Source organism: Lentibacter sp. (assembly GCF_965658795.1).
Lineage (GTDB): Bacteria > Pseudomonadota > Alphaproteobacteria > Rhodobacterales > Rhodobacteraceae > Lentibacter.
Map to the genome: position 1 here is coordinate 117,700 of NZ_CBFHTG010000006.1, position 17,631 is coordinate 135,330.

20 protein-coding genes and 1 pseudogene are annotated in these 17,631 nt (G+C 55.4%); 12 read left to right on the forward strand and 9 right to left on the reverse strand.

Annotation, left to right across the window (positions count from 1 at the left end):
• Nucleotides 1-28 precede the first annotated feature (28 nt).
• From soxA to ACTG3X_RS06505, 6 genes are all read right to left on the reverse strand, one after another.
• Complete coding sequence (gene soxA, locus ACTG3X_RS06480) at nt 29-880, reverse strand: sulfur oxidation c-type cytochrome SoxA (protein WP_439110425.1); 852 nt, start codon at nt 878-880, stop codon at nt 29-31.
• Nucleotides 881-941: 61 nt separating this feature from the next.
• On the reverse strand, nt 942-1,271 hold the full coding sequence (gene soxZ, locus ACTG3X_RS06485; protein ID WP_439110426.1) for a thiosulfate oxidation carrier complex protein SoxZ: 330 nt from the start codon (nt 1,269-1,271) through the stop codon (nt 942-944).
• An 18-nt stretch (nt 1,272-1,289) separates the two neighbouring features.
• The gene (gene soxY / locus ACTG3X_RS06490) at nt 1,290-1,706 is read right to left on the reverse strand and encodes a thiosulfate oxidation carrier protein SoxY (RefSeq protein ID WP_439110427.1); all 417 of its coding nucleotides are present in this window, start codon (nt 1,704-1,706) and stop codon (nt 1,290-1,292) included.
• A gap of 44 nt (nt 1,707-1,750) precedes the next feature.
• Entirely contained in the window at nt 1,751-2,227 is a 477-nt protein-coding gene (gene soxX, locus ACTG3X_RS06495) for a sulfur oxidation c-type cytochrome SoxX (protein ID WP_439110428.1), read from the reverse strand.
• Between the two features lie 158 nt (nt 2,228-2,385).
• On the reverse strand, nt 2,386-2,949 hold the full coding sequence (locus ACTG3X_RS06500; RefSeq protein ID WP_439110429.1) for a thioredoxin family protein: 564 nt from the start codon (nt 2,947-2,949) through the stop codon (nt 2,386-2,388).
• A 24-nt stretch (nt 2,950-2,973) separates the two neighbouring features.
• Nucleotides 2,974-3,714 (reverse strand): cytochrome c biogenesis CcdA family protein, encoded by a 741-nt coding sequence (locus ACTG3X_RS06505; protein ID WP_439110430.1) that lies wholly within the window; start codon nt 3,712-3,714, stop codon nt 2,974-2,976.
• A gap of 72 nt (nt 3,715-3,786) precedes the next feature.
• Here ACTG3X_RS06505 and ACTG3X_RS06510 point away from each other — a divergent pair, with 72 nt between their 5' ends.
• Genes ACTG3X_RS06510 through ACTG3X_RS06520 form a run of 3 tightly spaced genes read left to right on the forward strand, consistent with a single transcriptional unit; the run spans nt 3,787 to nt 5,631 of the window.
• The gene (locus ACTG3X_RS06510; protein WP_439110431.1) at nt 3,787-4,170 is read left to right on the forward strand and encodes a hypothetical protein; all 384 of its coding nucleotides are present in this window, start codon (nt 3,787-3,789) and stop codon (nt 4,168-4,170) included.
• Between the two features lie 36 nt (nt 4,171-4,206).
• On the forward strand, nt 4,207-4,545 hold the full coding sequence (locus tag ACTG3X_RS06515; protein WP_439110432.1) for an ArsR/SmtB family transcription factor: 339 nt from the start codon (nt 4,207-4,209) through the stop codon (nt 4,543-4,545).
• A gap of 33 nt (nt 4,546-4,578) precedes the next feature.
• Nucleotides 4,579-5,631, forward strand: coding sequence for a YeeE/YedE family protein (locus ACTG3X_RS06520; protein ID WP_439110433.1), 1,053 nt, complete (start codon nt 4,579-4,581; stop codon nt 5,629-5,631).
• Here the strand turns inward: ACTG3X_RS06520 and ACTG3X_RS06525 are convergent, their stop codons facing one another.
• The gene (locus ACTG3X_RS06525) at nt 5,632-6,327 is read right to left on the reverse strand and encodes a DUF1223 domain-containing protein (RefSeq protein ID WP_439110434.1); all 696 of its coding nucleotides are present in this window, start codon (nt 6,325-6,327) and stop codon (nt 5,632-5,634) included. It lies immediately after the preceding gene.
• A gap of 129 nt (nt 6,328-6,456) precedes the next feature.
• Nucleotides 6,457-6,885: an FKBP-type peptidyl-prolyl cis-trans isomerase gene (locus tag ACTG3X_RS06530; protein WP_439110435.1), complete on the reverse strand. Its 429-nt coding sequence runs from the start codon at nt 6,883-6,885 to the stop codon at nt 6,457-6,459.
• Between the two features lie 184 nt (nt 6,886-7,069).
• On the opposite strand from ACTG3X_RS06530, the gene ACTG3X_RS06535 reads away from it, so the two are divergent.
• From ACTG3X_RS06535 to ACTG3X_RS06565, 7 genes and pseudogenes are all read left to right on the forward strand, one after another.
• On the forward strand, nt 7,070-7,768 hold the full coding sequence (locus ACTG3X_RS06535; RefSeq protein ID WP_439110436.1) for a haloacid dehalogenase type II: 699 nt from the start codon (nt 7,070-7,072) through the stop codon (nt 7,766-7,768).
• A complete protein-coding gene (locus ACTG3X_RS06540; RefSeq protein WP_439110437.1) occupies nt 7,761-8,579 on the forward strand; it encodes an alpha/beta fold hydrolase in 819 nt (272 codons plus the stop codon). Before ACTG3X_RS06535 ends, ACTG3X_RS06540 begins: the two co-directional genes overlap by 8 nt.
• Nucleotides 8,576-9,547 carry a threonine ammonia-lyase gene (locus tag ACTG3X_RS06545; RefSeq protein WP_439110438.1) on the forward strand — a complete coding sequence of 324 codons (972 nt, stop codon included), beginning with the start codon at nt 8,576-8,578 and terminating at the stop codon, nt 9,545-9,547. The genes ACTG3X_RS06540 and ACTG3X_RS06545 overlap by 4 nt, the downstream gene beginning before the upstream one ends.
• Nucleotides 9,548-9,615: 68 nt before the next feature.
• Nucleotides 9,616-9,855, forward strand: a complete 240-nt coding sequence (locus ACTG3X_RS06550; protein ID WP_439110491.1) for a hypothetical protein — start codon at nt 9,616-9,618, stop codon at nt 9,853-9,855.
• Nucleotides 9,746-10,120 (forward strand): annotated as a pseudogene (locus ACTG3X_RS06555) (endonuclease/exonuclease/phosphatase family protein); the annotation flags it as partial. The gene ACTG3X_RS06550 and the pseudogene ACTG3X_RS06555, both read left to right, overlap by 110 nt.
• Nucleotides 10,117-10,905 carry a 3-oxoadipate enol-lactonase gene (pcaD, locus tag ACTG3X_RS06560; RefSeq protein ID WP_439110439.1) on the forward strand — a complete coding sequence of 263 codons (789 nt, stop codon included), beginning with the start codon at nt 10,117-10,119 and terminating at the stop codon, nt 10,903-10,905. The pseudogene ACTG3X_RS06555 and the gene pcaD, both read left to right, overlap by 4 nt.
• Nucleotides 10,905-12,233 carry a lyase family protein gene (locus tag ACTG3X_RS06565; protein ID WP_439110440.1) on the forward strand — a complete coding sequence of 443 codons (1,329 nt, stop codon included), beginning with the start codon at nt 10,905-10,907 and terminating at the stop codon, nt 12,231-12,233. The genes pcaD and ACTG3X_RS06565 overlap by 1 nt, the downstream gene beginning before the upstream one ends.
• Here the strand turns inward: ACTG3X_RS06565 and ACTG3X_RS06570 are convergent, their stop codons facing one another.
• The gene (locus ACTG3X_RS06570) at nt 12,234-14,381 is read right to left on the reverse strand and encodes a malate synthase G (protein ID WP_439110441.1); all 2,148 of its coding nucleotides are present in this window, start codon (nt 14,379-14,381) and stop codon (nt 12,234-12,236) included.
• A 198-nt stretch (nt 14,382-14,579) separates the two neighbouring features.
• Between ACTG3X_RS06570 and pepN the strand changes: the two genes are divergently transcribed.
• The gene (pepN, locus tag ACTG3X_RS06575; RefSeq protein ID WP_439110442.1) at nt 14,580-17,132 is read left to right on the forward strand and encodes an aminopeptidase N; all 2,553 of its coding nucleotides are present in this window, start codon (nt 14,580-14,582) and stop codon (nt 17,130-17,132) included.
• A 130-nt stretch (nt 17,133-17,262) separates the two neighbouring features.
• Nucleotides 17,263-17,625 carry a hypothetical protein gene (locus ACTG3X_RS06580; RefSeq protein WP_439110443.1) on the forward strand — a complete coding sequence of 121 codons (363 nt, stop codon included), beginning with the start codon at nt 17,263-17,265 and terminating at the stop codon, nt 17,623-17,625.
• The last annotated feature ends 6 nt before the right edge of the window (nt 17,626-17,631 follow it).

Consider the following 17,631-nt stretch of genomic DNA (forward strand, 5'->3'; position numbering starts at 1 on the left):
CCTCAAAGGGATGCGGGCTTCGACTGTTTTAGTTACGGACAGACGGACCTTCGACCGACAGACCATTGCCGCGGCTTGCAACGTAAAGCTCAAGCGCCACAAACTCGGGGCTACCTGGGTTAAACGTCTCGGCGCGGGTGTCACGAATGCACCCTTTGAAGCGGCTGTGTGAGCCGTTGAGACGGGCGTTTTTCAAGCGGTATGTTGGGAAACCGTTGATTTGGCCTTGGCTCAAGTGGTCCGCACGGATCATGTTGCCGTAGTTGTCTTCGTGGCAGTTTGCGCACGACAGCTCAAGCTGACCAAAGCGGGTGTAGTAAATCTCTTTACCTTTTTCCCAAGTCGCTTGTGCAGGGCCGTCAATGGCCACGTTTACAGGCATCCCGCGTGAGACAGACGCCAGCATCGCTTCCATCGGAATAGAGCCACCCTTGTCTGTTTTCCAAGGCTCGGCGCCCATGCGGTTTTCGCGGCAGTCGTTCACTTGCATTTGCATTGTGCGAACTTCGCCAGCCTCTTCGTTCCACTTCGGATAGACCGGGCGAACGCCGGCCATATCTTCGGGTGACCCGTGGCAGCTTGCGCATGATTTGCCTTCGCTGCCCTCAACAGTGTTCCAGATTTCGATCCCCTGCTCGACGAAAATCATGCCGGGGTTGTCAAAATCATCCGCTTGCATCGCTTGCGTTTCATCCGAGCGGAAGTGCCACCCAGACATAACTTCGCTGAGCGCACCATCAAGATGCGCTGCAGGCTCTGTTTTTGTTGTAATTTGAATGTCTTCGTTGATCACAAGCGTGTCGTTGTCGGGGTCCGCCATACCGAGTGTAGGCAGAGCCAACGCGACTGCGCTGATCAGTGACAGTGTCTTGAAGTTCATGCATTTCCTCCCTTGGAAAATGCCTTGCCCTTCTGCGGGGCAAGGCACTTATGCGTATTGATCAGCCGATTGCGACTGATTTGCTGTCTTCGTAGACCGAACCGTCATCGTCATACCAAGTGAATTTGAAATCACCGGCTTCAGGAACAGTTGCTTCGAATTCGAAGTAAGGGTTTGTCGAGATCGCTGGCGCGAGATCAACATCAATCACCAGAGCGCCGTTATACTCAGCCGTGAAACGGTTGATGATCGAACGGGGGATCTGGTTGCCATCGCTGTCTTTGCGCTGGCCTGATTCCATTTTGTGGCTGATCAGAGTTTTGATCGTCACCACTTCGCCAGCCGCTGCCGACTTAGGCGCTTTGACGCGGGGTTTTACACCATCTGCCATATTCTTAGTCTCCTCTGATTAGCCGCCGCAGCCGCCAATTGTCACTTTAACTGTTTGGCTCGCACGTGCGAATGTACCGTCTGCCATCTTGGCAATCGCAACAACATCCTGAGTGCCAGCAAGGCGGATACGTGTGGAAGCACTCTGGCTACCAGCAAGCTCGCCGAACTTGAATGTCGCCACGTCTGGTGTCGGGTTTCCTGCTGCGAGAAGCAAGATTGCCTCAGCGCCTTCGGAAGACACGCTTACGGGAACAGTGTTGCCGTTTTCAGCGATTTCTGGAGCTGTCAGCGTTACGCCGCCTTCAGCCACATCTGCGCCACCTGTAAACGCTGCAATCATATCGTCCGCAGCCGCAACGGCTTGGAACGGCAGGATTGTCAGGGCAACAGCACCTGCCCCGAGGGCGAGTGTATCACGTCTTGAGAATTCCATATCTATCTCCTTCGGTCTCTCATAAAGCAGTCCAGCGAACTGGCTTACTCTTCTTTAAGTGTCATAAGGAACGCAACAACATCTTCGATTTGCTGCGCACTCAACAGTGGGTCCAAGGCTCCCTCTGGGGCCTTGCCAGTGTAGGCGTTGCCCGGGCGTGTGTAGCCGTCGACGCGGTAGTAAGCTGGCATGATTGTGCCATCAAACGTCTCTTTGGAATTGACCAAAATGCTGCGCAACTGGCCCTCTGTCCAACGATCAGCCGCACCATCGAGTGCCGGGCCAACGTTACCAGGAAACGCCACATCAGGCAAAGAGCTTACAACGTGGCACGCCACGCAATTGCCTTTGCTGCGGTTGGCATAAACATCCATACCCGCTGCCGCGTCGCCGGGTGTACCGGTGAGCGATGTTACGACTTCGCCGTCCTCGTTGAAGACGACATCAGCAGGCGCAACCATATCGGCATAGGCCGATCCAGCTGTCAGCATTGCTGCCAATGCAAGTGTTGTGAACCTCATATTTCCTCCCTTGGCTACCCGTGTTCTCAAGCTAGGTTAGCTCTGCATACCGTAGTGGACAGCTCTCAGACTCGCAACAACAAATTCACGAAAATGAATTTACCTCTTTATGCGCTTTCAGATGTCAAACGTTTCACAGGGCCGTCAGAACCAGAAAATCATTCCGAAAGTTGCGTCTCAAGCATTCTCGCATGATACTTTTGGAAAGGCTCCTCCCCAGCGTAGCCTTTCTCTCTCACCCAAGTGAGCATGTTGAGTGTCGTCCACTTGCCAAATGCGCCCGGCACCTGCGCCACAGCCGCCCGCGGCGCGCTGACGCCCTCGGGAACCTCCTCGGGAAAATACATCATCAGTGGCGTGAACAACGCGCCCCATTTCTGCACAATTTCCTTTTCGGGCAAGGCCTCACCGTCAAAGTCTGTCACCTCGACATCGCCAAACATATTGATCTGCACAAAAAAGTAATTGTCCTTGATGTAGGCATCAATCGCAGGGTCGATAAACACCTCTTCATGCATCTTTTTGCAGTAGATACAGCCGCGCTGTTCGATGATGATCGCAAGGCGCTTGCCTTCTGCATTTGCCTCAGCAAGGTCTTCGCGCAGGTCTTTAAAAGTGTCGCGCATCCACGGCGCTTTGTGCAAGCCATCATCACCGATCTCTGTGGCCGCAGCAGGCAACGCCAGACACAGCGCCGTCAGAAATGCAAAGAACTTTGTCATCGTAACTCTCCCTAAAATGCAGCGTTACCCCAGCGTCTGAAAGCTGGGAAACAGCTCGATCATCCAATTCGCAATCACATTCACTGTGTTGGTTGCGATCAGAATAGCAAAGATAATCAGCATGGCGCCCATGACTTTTTCAACCATACCTTGGTAAGCGCGGAAGCGCCCCATGAAAGCCAGAAAAGGCTTTGCAAACAAAGCCGCCACGACAAACGGAGCTGTCATGCCAAGCCCGAAACACGCCAACAAAAGGCCGCCCCGCCACAGCTCGCCCATACCGCTGGCAATGAAGAGGATCGAGGCCAAAACAGGGCCAACGCAGGCTGTCCAGCCAAAGCCGAAGGCAAGCCCCATCAGATATGCACCCAGGACTGTAGACGGGTCGGCCTTACTCTCCATCCGCGCTTCACGGTACAGAAACCCGATGCGGATCACGCCCAAAAAGTGCAGCCCGAACACAAAGATGACCGCCGCCGCGACATAAGACAGAGTTTGCTTCCATTGCGCAAAGGCCTGCCCCAGCGCCGTGGCACCAAGGCCGAGCAACATAAAGATCGTTGTCACGCCAAGCGCAAACATCACAGCCGAGAGCACCAGACGCTTCTGCGCCCCGGGAGCGATTTTGCCATCTCCACGCAACTCGGTCATCGAGATGCCAGCCATATAACTCAGGTAAAACGGTACCATTGGCAGGATGCACGGCGTGAAAAAGGCGATAAACCCCGCCAAAGTCGCGCCCCAATAAGAGATATCTCCGAGCATGGCCCGCGATCCTTGTCAAATTAACACATTCAGATTATGTTGAGTGTAATTCAAACAGTCAATGATGATGCCATGCTGACCCGTTTTTTTTCCGCGCTGGTTTGCGCTTTTTTCCTCGCGGGTCATGCCTTCGCGCTTGAGCTTGTTATGGTTGAGCAAAAAGGCTGCCATTACTGCGAAAAGTGGCACGACGAGATTGGCCCGATCTACGACAAGACAGACGAGGGCCGCTTTGCACCCTTGCGCACAGTTGATATTCGGGAGGGTGCGACCGAAGGCGTAAGCTTTGTGCGCCCTGCTGTCTTTACACCCACGTTTGTGCTCATCGAAGACAAGGTCGAGATCGGCCGCATCGAGGGCTACCCCGGGGAAGATTTTTTCTGGGGTTTGCTTGAAATGATGCTAAAGGCCAAAACAGATTTTGAAAAACCTGCCGGCGACGCTGCCAGCAACTAGAACAAGGGGCACCAAGCCCCGCAACGAGGACATCTGATGGGACTTCCGCAATTCAGTGATGATCTGAGTGATGCCGAGCTTGATAAGTTTATGGACAACGCCACCAAGGCGTCCAATTTTCTCAAAACCGTAAGCCACGAGGGCCGCCTCATGATCCTTTGCCATCTGGTAACAGGCGAAAAATCGGTGACCGAGCTTGAGAGTCTGCTCTCGGCACGCCAGGCTGCGGTGAGCCAGCAACTGTCTCGCTTGCGCATGGAGGGGCTGGTTGTACCACGGCGCGAAGGTAAGGCGATCTACTACCGCCTTGCTGACAATCGGCCAAAACGCATCTTGGAGCTTGTCTACGAATTGTTTTGCGACGACGATAGTTAGGCAAGTTTGCATCGACGCTGGGGAGGGCTAACGATGCTGGACGTAATGTCAGAAAGTACATTTGTGACACTGGCTGGTGTCTTTGGCGGGGTCTTGCTCGGGCTGGCCGCCCGGCTGGGGCGTTTTTGTACGCTCGGCGCGATTGAGGACACGCTCTATGGCGAGGACACGCTGCGCTTGCGGATGTGGGGGCTGGCCATTGGCGCAGCCATCGTCGGCACTTTCGCGCTGGCAAGCGCTGGCATGGCCCCGATAGAGCAAAGCTTTTACCTCTCGATCACATGGATGCCCTTAGCCTCTATTCTGGGTGGTCTCATGTTTGGGTATGGCATGGCCCTCACAGGGAGCTGTGGCTACGGAGCCCTCGCGCGGCTTGGGGGCGGCGACATGCGCGCCTTTGTTGTTGTGTTGGTTATGGGCGTTTCGGCCTATGCTGTTCTTTCAGGGCCCTTGGCCTACATTCGCATCTGGGCGTTCCCCCAATCTGACGCCCTTACTCCGCCCGGTATTGCTCATACCCTTGCGTCCATGTCAGGCCTCAGCGTGACAACACTTGGCATCAGTCTTGGTCTCATCCTCGCAATTGGCTCTCTGGCCAACCGTGATTTCCTCAAACAGCCAGCCTCGGTCTTTTGGGCGCTTGTGGTCGCCGCAGCGATTGTCAGCGGTTGGGCTGCTTCGGGCTATATCGCCTCATATGGATTTGGCGCTTTCCCGGTCGTATCTCACAGCTTCAGTGCCCCCGTTGGTGAAGCACTGCTTTACGCTATGACTGCCTCTGCAGGCCTACCCTCTTTTGCGGTGGGCTCTGTGGGGGGCGTTTTGGTGGGCGCGTTCATCGGCTCGCTCATCAAGGGGCACTTCCGCTGGGAAGCCTGTGAAGACCCCCGTGAGCTGCGCCGCCAGATAGTAGGTGCTGTCTTTATGGGCACTGGCGCGGTGCTGGCCATGGGCTGCACAGTGGGCCAAGGCTTGTCAGCCTTCTCCACACTTAGTTTTTCAGCCCCTGTGACATTTCTTTCGATCTTTGCTGGAGCCGCTTTTGGGCTGAAGCAGCTGATCGAAGGCTTTCAACCCGCGGAATAGTCAGTCTGCGCGCGCTGCCGCCAGAATAGGCCCGTGACCACGGCGCTGCACAAGGATCGCGGCGCTGTCCTCTCCGCTCACGCGCGCCGACGCTGACAGCGGCTTTGCCATGTCCCAGATTTGAAGAATCGTAATCTCCGTCACGATATTGGCATACGTGATGTCTTTGCCCGCGTTTTCGCCCCGACGTATCTGGGCAACCCCTTTAGGCATGTAGCGCACCAAAAGCACTGCTGCCTCTCCCCCACCTTCCGCGCGGGCATTTATGCTGAGCTTTGCCCCCTTGCGCGCCACATCAACCATCACAAGCGCAGGGGCAGCTTGATGTGTCTTCACCAACGCATTCACTTCTTTGGGGTGGTTCCCAACAACGTGCTGCTGACCGTTCACAATCATCTGCGGGGTGTAAACAGAGCGGCGCGACCCAACTTTGGCATAGGCGCGCTGACGCTCAGAAAAGGCGGTGTGGCCGAAGGTATCTTTCCAACCGATGTAGTCCCAATAGTCTACATGCAGGCCAAGGGCGAGGACATCCTTGCGCGCGGCAAGCTCATGTAAAAACGCATCCGCAGGAGGGCAACTTGAACAACCTTGAGAGGTAAACAACTCAACGACCACAAGCTTGTTGCTTTGTGCTTCTGCTGCTGCCCCAAAACCGGTGAGCATCAAAAGTGCCAGTGCTATGCTGCGCCACATGGGTCGCCTCCTTCGATCTGTCCTCAGAAGGCATAGCCTATTGCCGCTCTCACCCGCCAATCAAGGTTTCGCGAGTCTCGGGCAGGTTTTGTTTCAACCCGCCCGAGCAGTTCTTTGTGAAACGTGCGCTTAGCTTACGGCGACCAGTTCGATTTCGAATGTGAGATCCTTGCCTGCCAGCGGGTGGTTGGCGTCCAGAACAACTGTCTCTTCACTGACCTCAACAACGGTCAGCGGCATGATTTCGCCACGCTCGTTTTTGGCCTGCAACTGCACGCCAATCTCCAAAGGAATATCCGCAGGGATCTCCGCGCGTGGTACCGCTTGGCGCGCTTCCGCGTGATGTGGGCCGTAGGCATCGTCTGAAGCGATCTCAACGCGCTTTTCGTCGCCCACTTTCATACCGGGCAAAGCCGTATCAAGGCCCGGGATAATCTGGCCTGAACCAACCACAAATTCCAGCGGCTCACGGCCTTGGCTTGAATCAAACACAGAGCCATCGCTCAGTGTTCCTGTATAATGAATGCTTACGGTATCACCGCTCTTTACTTCGCTCATCGCTTGTCCAGTTCTTTTGGGGGAATGTGAATTAAGAGGCCGCGCAGCTTGCACAGGTTCTCAGGCTCGCGCGCAGCCTAAACGCCCGAACCGACGAATGCAAACAGACCGTACCCAAGAGCTTTGCATTGACCTTTTTGGCCCCCTCCCCCAATGTTGATTTGAATTATCTTTGGGGGATAAAATGACATTGAAAGCCTGCGTGTTTGACGCATACGGGACGTTGTTTGACGTCTCGGCAGCTGCCCGCGAGGCCTCTCGGGAGGCATCCTTCCCCGAGCTCGCCGAAACATGGCAAAGCCTTGCAGCCATATGGCGCGACAAACAGCTGCAATACACCTGGCTGCGGGCCGTCACAGGCGACCACATTGATTTCTGGCAAGTCACGCAAGATGGCCTCGACTATGCTCTGGAAGCTTCAGGACTCGATAAGAACGCCGCTCTGCGCGAGCGTTTGCTACAGCTCTATTTCAACCTCTCAGCTTACCCGGAAGTCCCTGCCATGTTGGCAACACTCCGCGCCGAAGGGCTCAAGACAGCCATTCTCTCCAACGGCTCACCCGACATGCTAAATGGCGCAGTCAGCTCTGCAGGGTTGTCTGGGCAGTTTGATGCGGTTCTTTCGGTGCAAGACGTTGGGATCTTCAAGCCAGCCCCGCAAGTCTATGCGATGGTTGAGCAGACTTTCGGGATAGCGCGTAACGAAGTTTTGTTTGTCTCCTCCAACGGATGGGATGCTGGCTGCGCCTCTGCGTTTGGCTTTGAAACCCTTTGGGTGAACCGCCTCGGCGCGCCTGTCGACAGGCTTGCAGCAACACCACAGCACACAATGAAAAACCTCAGCGGTCTTCCCGCTCTTTTGGCTCAACAAAATCATGCCTAGGTTTCAAACATCCGACGGCCTGTCCCTACACTACAGTGATGAAGGAAAGGGAACGCCGCTTCTTTGCCTTGCCGGGCTCACGCGTGACGGGCGCGACTTTGATTTTATTGCACCACACCTACCAGAGTTACGCCTCATCCGGCTTGATTACCGAGGGCGAGGGAAATCTGACTGGGGGCCGCAAGACAGCTACACGCCACTTGTGGAAGCCCGTGATGTTTTGGAGCTCCTGGATCACCTCGCGCTCCCCAAAACCGCTATATTGGGCACCTCGCGTGGTGGCTTGATCGCCATGACGTTGGCTGCCATGGCAAAAGACAGATTGTTAGGCGTTGCGCTGAACGATGTCGGCCCCGAGCTAAACCGCAGAGGGTTAGAAAAGATAGCCACCTATATCGGCAAGAAACCTGCCTTTAAGAGCTATGATGCCCTTCTGGAAGTCTGGCCAGATCTTGCCTACGGCTTTAACAATGTGCCCATGAGCAGGTTTCGCGAAGAGATCACGAGACTTTATACGCAAGGCGACAAAACTCTTGAGCTCACCTATGACCCTGCCCTCAGAACCGGCGTCATGGAAGCACTAGAGGCCGAGATGCCTGATCTTTGGCCCTTTTTTGAAGCGCTTGGGGGGATCCCGCTCTGTGCGCTGCGTGGCCAAAACTCCACCTTGCTCACAGAGAGCAGCTTCGCCAAGATGAAGTCCATGCACCCTGAGATGATCACAGCAGAAGTCGCAGACCGAGGCCATGTCCCATATTTGGACGAACCAGAGGCCTTAACCGCCCTTTTGAAATGGATTGAGAAACTATGAACATAGACATGATCCGCGCAGCCGCGCAGCGCCTTGAAGGCCACGCAAGGCGCACGCCGCTTCTGTCGTCTCCCTTCCTTGATGAAATCGCTGGAAAGCCTGTGTTTGTGAAAGCAGAATGCTTGCAACACACAGGCTCGTTCAAGTTTCGAGGGGGCTGGGCAGCACTCTCTGCCCTTCCCGAGCCCCTGCGCAAAAAAGGCGTTATTGCATTTTCATCAGGCAACCACGCCCAAGGCGTAGCCTATGCAGCGGCCCTGCATGGCGTCCTCGCGGTGATCATTATGCCAGCCGACGCTCCTCGCCTCAAAATCGCCAATACGCGCGCACTTGGCGCGGAAGTCGTCCTTTATGACCGTACCAATGAAGACCGTGATGCCATCGGCGCGCAATTGGCACAAGAACGCAGCCTGACGCTTATCAAACCCTATGACGAACCCGAGGTGATTGCAGGGCAAGGCACAACCGGCCTTGAGATTGCCTCACAAGCCCTTGATGCAGGTGTTTCAGAAGCCGACGTTCTGGTCTGCTGCGGCGGCGGCGGCCTCACCTCTGGGATCGCACTCGCACTGGCTGCAGATGCACCAAATTTCACTGTCAGACCTTGTGAGCCTGAAGGCTTTGATGATGTGAAGCGCTCGCTCGAAACAGGAAGCATACAGCGCAACGCGGCGCTTTCAGGCTCATTGTGTGATGCCATCATCACGGCCCAGCCTGGTGATCTGACCTTTCCGATCATGTCCCAGCTCTGCGGTGCGGGTATCGCTGTGAGTGAAGAAGAGGCTCTCAAAGCCATGGCGCTCGCCTTTCAACGCTTGAAAATTGTCGTTGAGCCGGGCGGCGCAGTTGGCTTGGCCGCTGCGCTGTTTCACGCAGACAAGACAGACGCGCCTGCGCTGATTGCCGTGACAACGGGCGGCAATGTTGACGCTGATATCTTCGCGCAAGCCCTACAAACGCTCACGTAGGGCCATTGCTTGACACCTTGGCCACCCTGCCCAACGATGGGGAGGCACCCGCGTAAAAAAGGTATGTCATGACCCGTTTCACAATTGCGTCCTTCAACGTCAAAAACCTCATCGGCCCTGACAAGGAGTACTACCAGTTCCAAAGCTACACGCCTGAGGAATACGCATGGAAAGAAGACTGGCTCGCAGACCAGCTTCTTTCAATGGATGCTGCGCCACGATGCCACTGGCAAAGGCGACCGCTACTCAGCCGAGGAGCACACGCGGATCACCAGCCAGATCGAACAGATGCGCCTGCATTCAGCTGAGAAACTCTTCACCCGTCAAAGCCTGCGTGACATGGCCTACACCTCGGCCTTTGGCGGCGTGTACGAATCCATCGACCAGATTTTTATGTCGCACCACTTTATCGACGCAAGCCCAGCACAGATTGGGAAAATGGAGTATTACTCTGTTTTCAACGACCACATCACAGACGGCTCACATGCCGAAGCCCCCTATAATAAGCTTGCATCCGACCACGGCCAGATTATTGCCCATATGGCACTGAATGACGGGAACGACAGCTCATGAACATCGCAGACCTTGGCGACATTCGCCTGCATTACAAAGACGAAGGCCCAAAAGACGGGCCCGCCGTTGTATTTGCCAACTCGCTGGGAACAGACCTGAGGCTCTGGGATGATATGCTGCCGCACCTGCCCTCGGGGCTGCGGCTTATCCGCTATGACAAACGTGGACACGGACTCTCTGATTGTCCGGAAGCCCCTTACACGATGGGCGCATTGGTACGGGATGCAGAAGGCCTGCTTGACCACCTTGGCGTGAAGGACTGTGTTTTCGTTGGCCTCTCCATCGGCGGTATGATCGCACAGGGGCTGGCTGTGAAGCGGTTAGATCTGGTGCGCGGGCTCGTACTTTCAAACACCGCCGCCAAGATCGGCACCCGCCAGATGTGGCAAGACCGGATCGCAGCCATTGGCTCAGGTGGTATTGAAGCCCTTGCAGACAGTATCCTTGAGCGTTGGTTCGGGCCTGACTTTCACAAATCAGACGCGTTTTCTGCTTGGCGCAACATGCTCCTGCGTCAGCCACAAGCTGGCTACATCGGCTGCAGTGCAGCCATTGCTGGCACTGACTTCATAACACCCACATCAGGCTTGCGCCTGCCCACATTGGCAATTGCTGGCTCAGAGGATGGCTCAACACCCCCTGATCTAGTGCGCGAAACAGCCGATCTCATTCCCGGGTCGCAGTTTGAAATCATCCGCCGTGCGGGCCACTTGCCCTGTGTGGAGCAGCCCGAGACCTATGCGCAAATTTTGACAACATTTCTTTCTGAGATAGGACATATCTGATGGCCGCTTCCGTCTTTGACAGCCAGCACCTGAACAAACTCTTCCATACAGGCGATCTAGCCCCGCTCTTCACAGACAGCGCCGAGATGCGTGCCCTTCTTCTGGTTGAAGGCGCTTTGGCCAAGGTCCAAGGCGAGCTTGGCGTGATCCCTGAAGTCAGCGGGATGTTCCTTCACCGCGCCTCTATGGAAGTGCAGATTGATCCCTCGGGGCTTGCCGACGCCACAGGCAAGAATGGCGTAAGCATACCCGCTTTTGTCGCCGCTCTACGCAAAACGCTGGAAGCACCGGAGCATGCGCAATATCTGCATTGGGGGGCGACCTCCCAAGACATTCTGGACACAGCCCTCATGCTGCGGCTCAAGCGCGCTTTTGGCCACCTACAAACCACGCTCAAAGAGCATCTGACCACACTCGCAGAGCTCTCAAAGCTTCATGCCGAAACCCCGATGGTCGCCCGCACATGGGGCCAGCACGCCACGCCCACGAGCTTTGGCGCAGCGGTGGCCGCTTGGGGGCAGCCTTTGCTTTCGCTCTACAACGAATTCGAAGCCCGCAAGGGTACAGCCTTTTGGGTCTCTCTCTCAGGTGCCGCAGGTACGGGCGCGGCCCTTGGCCCGAAAGCAGGCGAAACCCGCGCAGCTCTCGCCAAAGCCCTCGCACTGCATGACCCTGAGCACAGCTGGCATAGCGACAGAACACCGATAACCTGGCTCGCCTCCTGGGCCACACGGCTTGCCAATGCGCTGTCAAAGATGGCGGCAGATCTGGCGGACCTGAGCATGACAGAAATCGCCGAGATCAGGCTTGGCGGAGCTGGTGGCTCCTCAACCATGCCACAAAAACAAAATCCGGTTGGCGCAGGAACCATATTGGCCCTCGCAACTCATGTCACAGCGCTAAATAGCGTATTGCAAAGCGCAGCATCTCACAAAAACCAGCGCGATGGAGCCGCATGGATTTCAGAGTGGCTCACCCTCCCCCAGCTGGTGCTTGGGACAGGCGCAGCTCTTGTTCACGCCGCAAAGCTCAGTGCCAATCTGAAAGTTGACGCGCAGCAGATGCAAAGCACCCTTGAAAGCGGCTATGGCCTTATCTTTGCAGAGGCTCTGTCTTTTGCGCTTGCAGAGCAGATGCCGCGCCCAGAAGCCCAAGACAGAGCCAAGGAGCTCTGTAGCGAAGCAGCAAAATCAGGCACATCCCTCGCAGAGTTGGCGCGGCAGGCTTATCCCGACATCGCATTTGGCGATACCTTCAAGACATCTTCACAAGTTGGCGCGGCCCCGGAAGAGGCCCGCGCTTTTGCTGCCGCGGTCGGCGCTCTCTGATCAGAGAGAGGCCTTCAACTCAAGACGGCGCGCATGCAAGACAGGCTCGGTATAGCCTGAGGGTTGGGTGCGACCTTTAAACACAAGGTCACACGCCGCCTGAAATGCGATCCCGTTAAACTCGGGTGCCATCGGCGTGTAGGCTGGATCACCGGCGTTCTGCGCATCAACCACCTCAGCCATCTTGCGCAGTGCGGCCATGGTTTCTTGTGCATCAACCACGCCATGGTGCAGCCAATTGGCAAGCCCTTGGGCAGAAATGCGACAGGTCGCGCGGTCTTCCATCAGGCCCACATCATTGATGTCAGGCACTTTGGAACAGCCAACGCCCTGATCAACCCAGCGCACAACATAGCCGAGAATACCCTGCGCGTTGTTTTCCACTTCCCGCATGATCTCGGCCTTGGAAGGCCGTGCGCCCGCCATAAGCGGGATCGTCAGCAAATCATCCAAGGTTCCACGGGTGCCGCCAGCTTTTAACGCGCCTTGACGGGCTTTCACATCGACCTCGTGATAGTGGGTCGCGTGCAAAGTGGCCGCTGTGGGTGAAGGAACCCAGGCACAATTCGCGCCAGCCCGAGGGTGAGCGATCTTCTGCTCCAGCATTGCTTTCATCTGGTCTGGAATAGCCCACATCCCCTTGCCGATCTGCGCGCGCCCCTGCAAACCACAAGCCAGCCCGATATCCACATTGCGATCTTCATAAGACAGGATCCAAGGCTCCGACTTGATCGCGCCTTTGGGCAGAAACGGGCCTGCTTCCATTGAAGTATGGATTTCGTCTCCGGTACGGTCAAGGAAGCCTGTGTTAATAAAGGCCACTCGTGATTTGGCGGCGCGAATACAGGATTTGAGGTTGGCTGATGTGCGCCGCTCTTCGTCCATAATCCCTATTTTGACGGTGTTGCGCGGCAACCCAAGCATATCTTCCACTCGATCAAAAATCTCACAGGCAAACGCCACTTCTTCTGGGCCATGCATCTTCGGTTTCACAACATAAACCGAGCCATGCGCCGAGTTACCAGCTTTGTGTTTTAAATCATGCATCGCAATGAGCACTGTCATCACGGCGTCCATCATGCCCTCGAACACTTCATCCCCCGCTGCATCCAAAATCGCAGGATTGGTCATGAGGTGGCCAACATTGCGCACCCACAAAAGCGCGCGCGCCTTGACATCAAAGGCTGTACCATCGGGCGCAACAAAGGTCTGATCGGGGTTCATCGTCCGCGTGACTGTCTTGCCAGCCTTTTCAAAACGCTCAGATAGATCGCCCTTCATGAGGCCCAACCAGTTTGTGTAGGCCTGAACCTTGTCAGACCCATCAACGCAAGCCACCGAGTCTTCGCAGTCCATGATAGTGGACATCGCAGATTCCAACCACACATCAGCAATACCAGCGGGATCAGATCCACCGATCTCACCCTCACCTGTCACGTGAACTCTTATTTTCAAGCCGTTATTTTCAAACAAAATACTTAAGCCATTTTCGTCTGATTGCGCGCCAACAAACGCGGATTCTTTCAAAGGTGAAATACTCCGTTCACCCGCCGTAATCACCAGTTTGTTCTCGGCCAAAGTTAACCCAGTTACCTCGCTCCAGCGCGCATCTTGCAACGGCACGGCCTTGTCCAGAAATCCTTTTGCCCAGTCGATAACACGCGCACCGCGTTCCGCATCATACCCTTTGCCCGTGGGCAGATCACCCATCGCATCAGTCCCGTACAGCGCGTCATACAGCGACCCCCAACGCGCATTCACCGCATTCAGAGCAAAGCGGGCGTTGGTGATTGGCACAACAAGTTGAGGCCCCGGCACATCGGCAATCTCAGGGTCAACATTCTGCGTATCGATCTCAAAGTCGTCGCCTTCGGGCAGCAAATACCCGATCTCTTGCAAAAACGCCTGATAGGCTGACGGATCATGTGCGCCTTTGTGCTTGAGATGCCATGCGTCAATCTGGCTTTGCAAATCGCTTCGCTTTTCCAAAAGCGCGCGGTTTTTCGGGGTTAGGTCCGCCAAGAGAGCCGCGAACCCGCTCCAAAACACCTCTGGAGAAACGCCCGTCTCTGGGAGTGCTGCGCTCTCAACAAAGCTCGCAAGTTCCGCATCAACGTTAAGCCCTGCTCGTTCAACTCGCTTGGTCATGCCATATCCCTAATTTTGAAAATATCCTGTCGTCTCTGTTGTAGACCGTACACGCAACACGGCGCAATCTTTCGGACAATCAAGGCACCGATAAAAACCTTCAGGATTTTCAAGATAATGAAACAGCCTCTGGGCGATCCTCTATTGAAGCCTCAAGCCCCTGCGCATACCGTCCACCAAAGCCAGAAGGATGACACTATGACTGACGCAAACCCGAAAACTGTCTATCTGAAAGACTACACTCCCTTTGGCTGGATTCTCGAGTCCGTTCACCTGACCTTTCGTCTCCACCCGACAGAGACACGCGTTGTCAGCCGCATAACCTTCGCCCCAAATCCTGAAAGCCACCAAGACCGCTTCTTTCTTCACGGTGAAAGCCTCAAGCTCATCAGCGCCAAACTCAACGGGCAGCCTTGCGAGCCAGAAGTAAGCCCTGAGGGCCTCACTCTGACACCACCCACAGGCAGCTTTGTATTGGAAACAGAGGTAGAGATCAGCCCAGCGACGAATACAGCGCTCGAAGGCCTCTACATGTCAAACGGCATGTACTGCACACAATGTGAAGCCGAAGGCTTTCGCAAGATCACCTTCTACCCTGATCGCCCTGACGTGATGAGCATATTCACAGTCCGTATCGAAGGCGCCGAGCCCGTTTTGCTCTCTAATGGCAACAAGGGAGAAAGCGGTGATGGCTTTGCAGATTGGCATGATCCGTGGCCAAAACCAGCCTATCTGTTTGCGCTCGTGGCAGGTGACCTTGTCAACCATCCTGACCAGTTCAAAACCAGCTCAGGCAAGGATGTGGAGCTAAACATCTGGGTGCGCAAGGGCGACGAAAACAAATGTGCGTTTGGCATGAAAGCCCTCAAAGCCTCAATGACATGGGATGAAGAGGTCTACGGGCGTGAGTATGATCTGGATATATTCAACATCGTGGCCGTTGATGACTTCAACATGGGGGCCATGGAAAACAAAGGCTTGAATATCTTCAACTCTTCCTGCGTTCTGGCCAGCCCCGAAACCTCAACTGACGACAATTTCGAGCGTATTGAAGCCATCATCGCGCATGAGTATTTCCATAACTGGACAGGCAACCGCATCACCTGCCGCGACTGGTTCCAGCTCTGCCTCAAAGAGGGTCTAACCGTCTATCGCGACAGCCAGTTTACCTCTGATATGCGCTCAGCCCCTGTGAAACGCATCCGCGATGTCATTGACTTGCGCGGCCGCCAGTTCCGCGAAGATGGCGGTCCACTGGCCCATGCTGTGCGCCCTGACAGCTTTGTGGAAATCAACAATTTCTACACTGCAACCGTCTACGAAAAGGGCGCAGAACTGATCGGAATGCTCAAAACGCTCGTGGGAGATGCTGACTACTACAAAGCCCTCGCCTTGTACTTTGAGCGCCATGATGGCGACGCCGCAACGATTGAAGACTGGTTGCAGGTGTTTGAAGATGTCACTGGGCGCAACCTGAAGCGCTTCAAGCGTTGGTACACCTCAGCAGGCACACCGCGCCTTCTAGTCACCGAAAAGTTCAAGAACGGTCGCTATACGCTAACCTTTAAACAAGAAACGCCGCCGACCCCGGGGCAGCCCCAGAAGAAGCCTCGGGTTATTCCGATTGCGATAGGCCTTCTGGCTCCAGACGGCACAGAAACCCACCCGACAACCATTCTTGAAATGACAAAACGCCAGCAAAGCTTCAGTTTTGAGGGCCTCACAGAAAAGCCGATCCCGTCAATTTTGCGGGAGTTCTCTGCCCCGGTCATCTTACAGCATGACATCACAAACGCCGTGCGCGCCATCCTTCTGGCGCATGACACCGATCCGTTCAACAAATGGGAAGCCGGCCAAGCGCTGCGCCGCGCCAGCCTTATGGCGAGCATCACACAAGGCGCAGCCCCTGACAGCGCTTTTCTCGAGGCCATTGCAAAAGTTGTACGCGATGACACACTCGATCCTGCGTTCCGCGCTTTGGTGTTGCAGCCAATGAGCCAAGACGATCTGGCGCAAGACCTGACTGCTGACGGCCAAACGCCTGATCCACGCGCGATCTACGACGCCAGCGAAACACTGGCGCAAAGCCTCGCTGAATATTTGTCAGACAGCCTCACGCGGCTCTATGCAGCCAGCACGGTTGAAAGCCCCTACCGCCCCGATGCAGAGGGCGCAGGAAAGCGTGCGCTGAACGCGCGCGTTCTCTCCATGATCACGCGAATGGATGGTGGAAAAACGGCCCAAAAGCAGTTTGAACACGCTGACAACATGAGCCAACAGCTTGCAGCCCTCAACGCGCTTCTGGCACAGGGTCATGGCCAAGACGCATCAGAGGCCTTCTTCACACAATGGCAGGGCGACCGCCTCGTTATGGACAAATGGTTTGCGGCACAGGTGGCATTTTCCGAGCCTGAAAGCGCAGCTGACGTGGCTCAGCGCCTCACCACACATCCTCTCTTTGATATGAAAAACCCAAACCGCTTCCGCGCAGTTTTTGGGGCATTGGCCATGAATCATGCAGGGTTTCACCATATATCAGGCAAGGGCTACACCCTTTTGGCAGACTGGCTGATCAAGCTTGATGCCGCCAATCCGCAAACTGCGGCGCGTATGTGTACGGCCTTCCAGACATGGGCGCGGTATGGCGCTACGCACAGCGACCTCGCAAAAGCCCAACTGGCGCGTATCCTGGCCACAGACGGCCTCAGCCGCGACACAGAAGAAATGGTTAGCCGGATATTGGAAGGCTGATGAATGACACGATGGTCTGCAATGTTGTCTTGGTACAGATTGACGGGCTGTGAGTGAAGTGAGCTTGCCGCTAACACACATAAGGTACGGGCGCTCGCGTGCAGCTGTTGGCATATTGCTTGTGATCTATGTGACCCTACTCACCCTGATTGTCACAATTGATCTCAATCTCTTCATCGCAGCCTTTCTGGCGCTGTTCACCTTGCCCGCACTATGGGAGGCTTGGTCAAATCCGATCAGCACATTTGAGCTAACATCCGAGCAAATGCAGTGGGCTACAGCGCGGCTCAGCGATAGCATGCCGCCTGCTCTTATTCTGCGCGCCCGCTTTGATACCCGGCTCGACTTATCTGTAAGAGTGACATTGTTTCTGAAAGACAATCGTAAATTGCGCCTGCCCCATGCCTGTACTCCGCCCCATGAAGCCCTTGAAGAGGCCCTTCGTGGCCTCGGGATCAAAACGGAACGCCACCACTTCTCATTGGTCGGCTAACGGGTC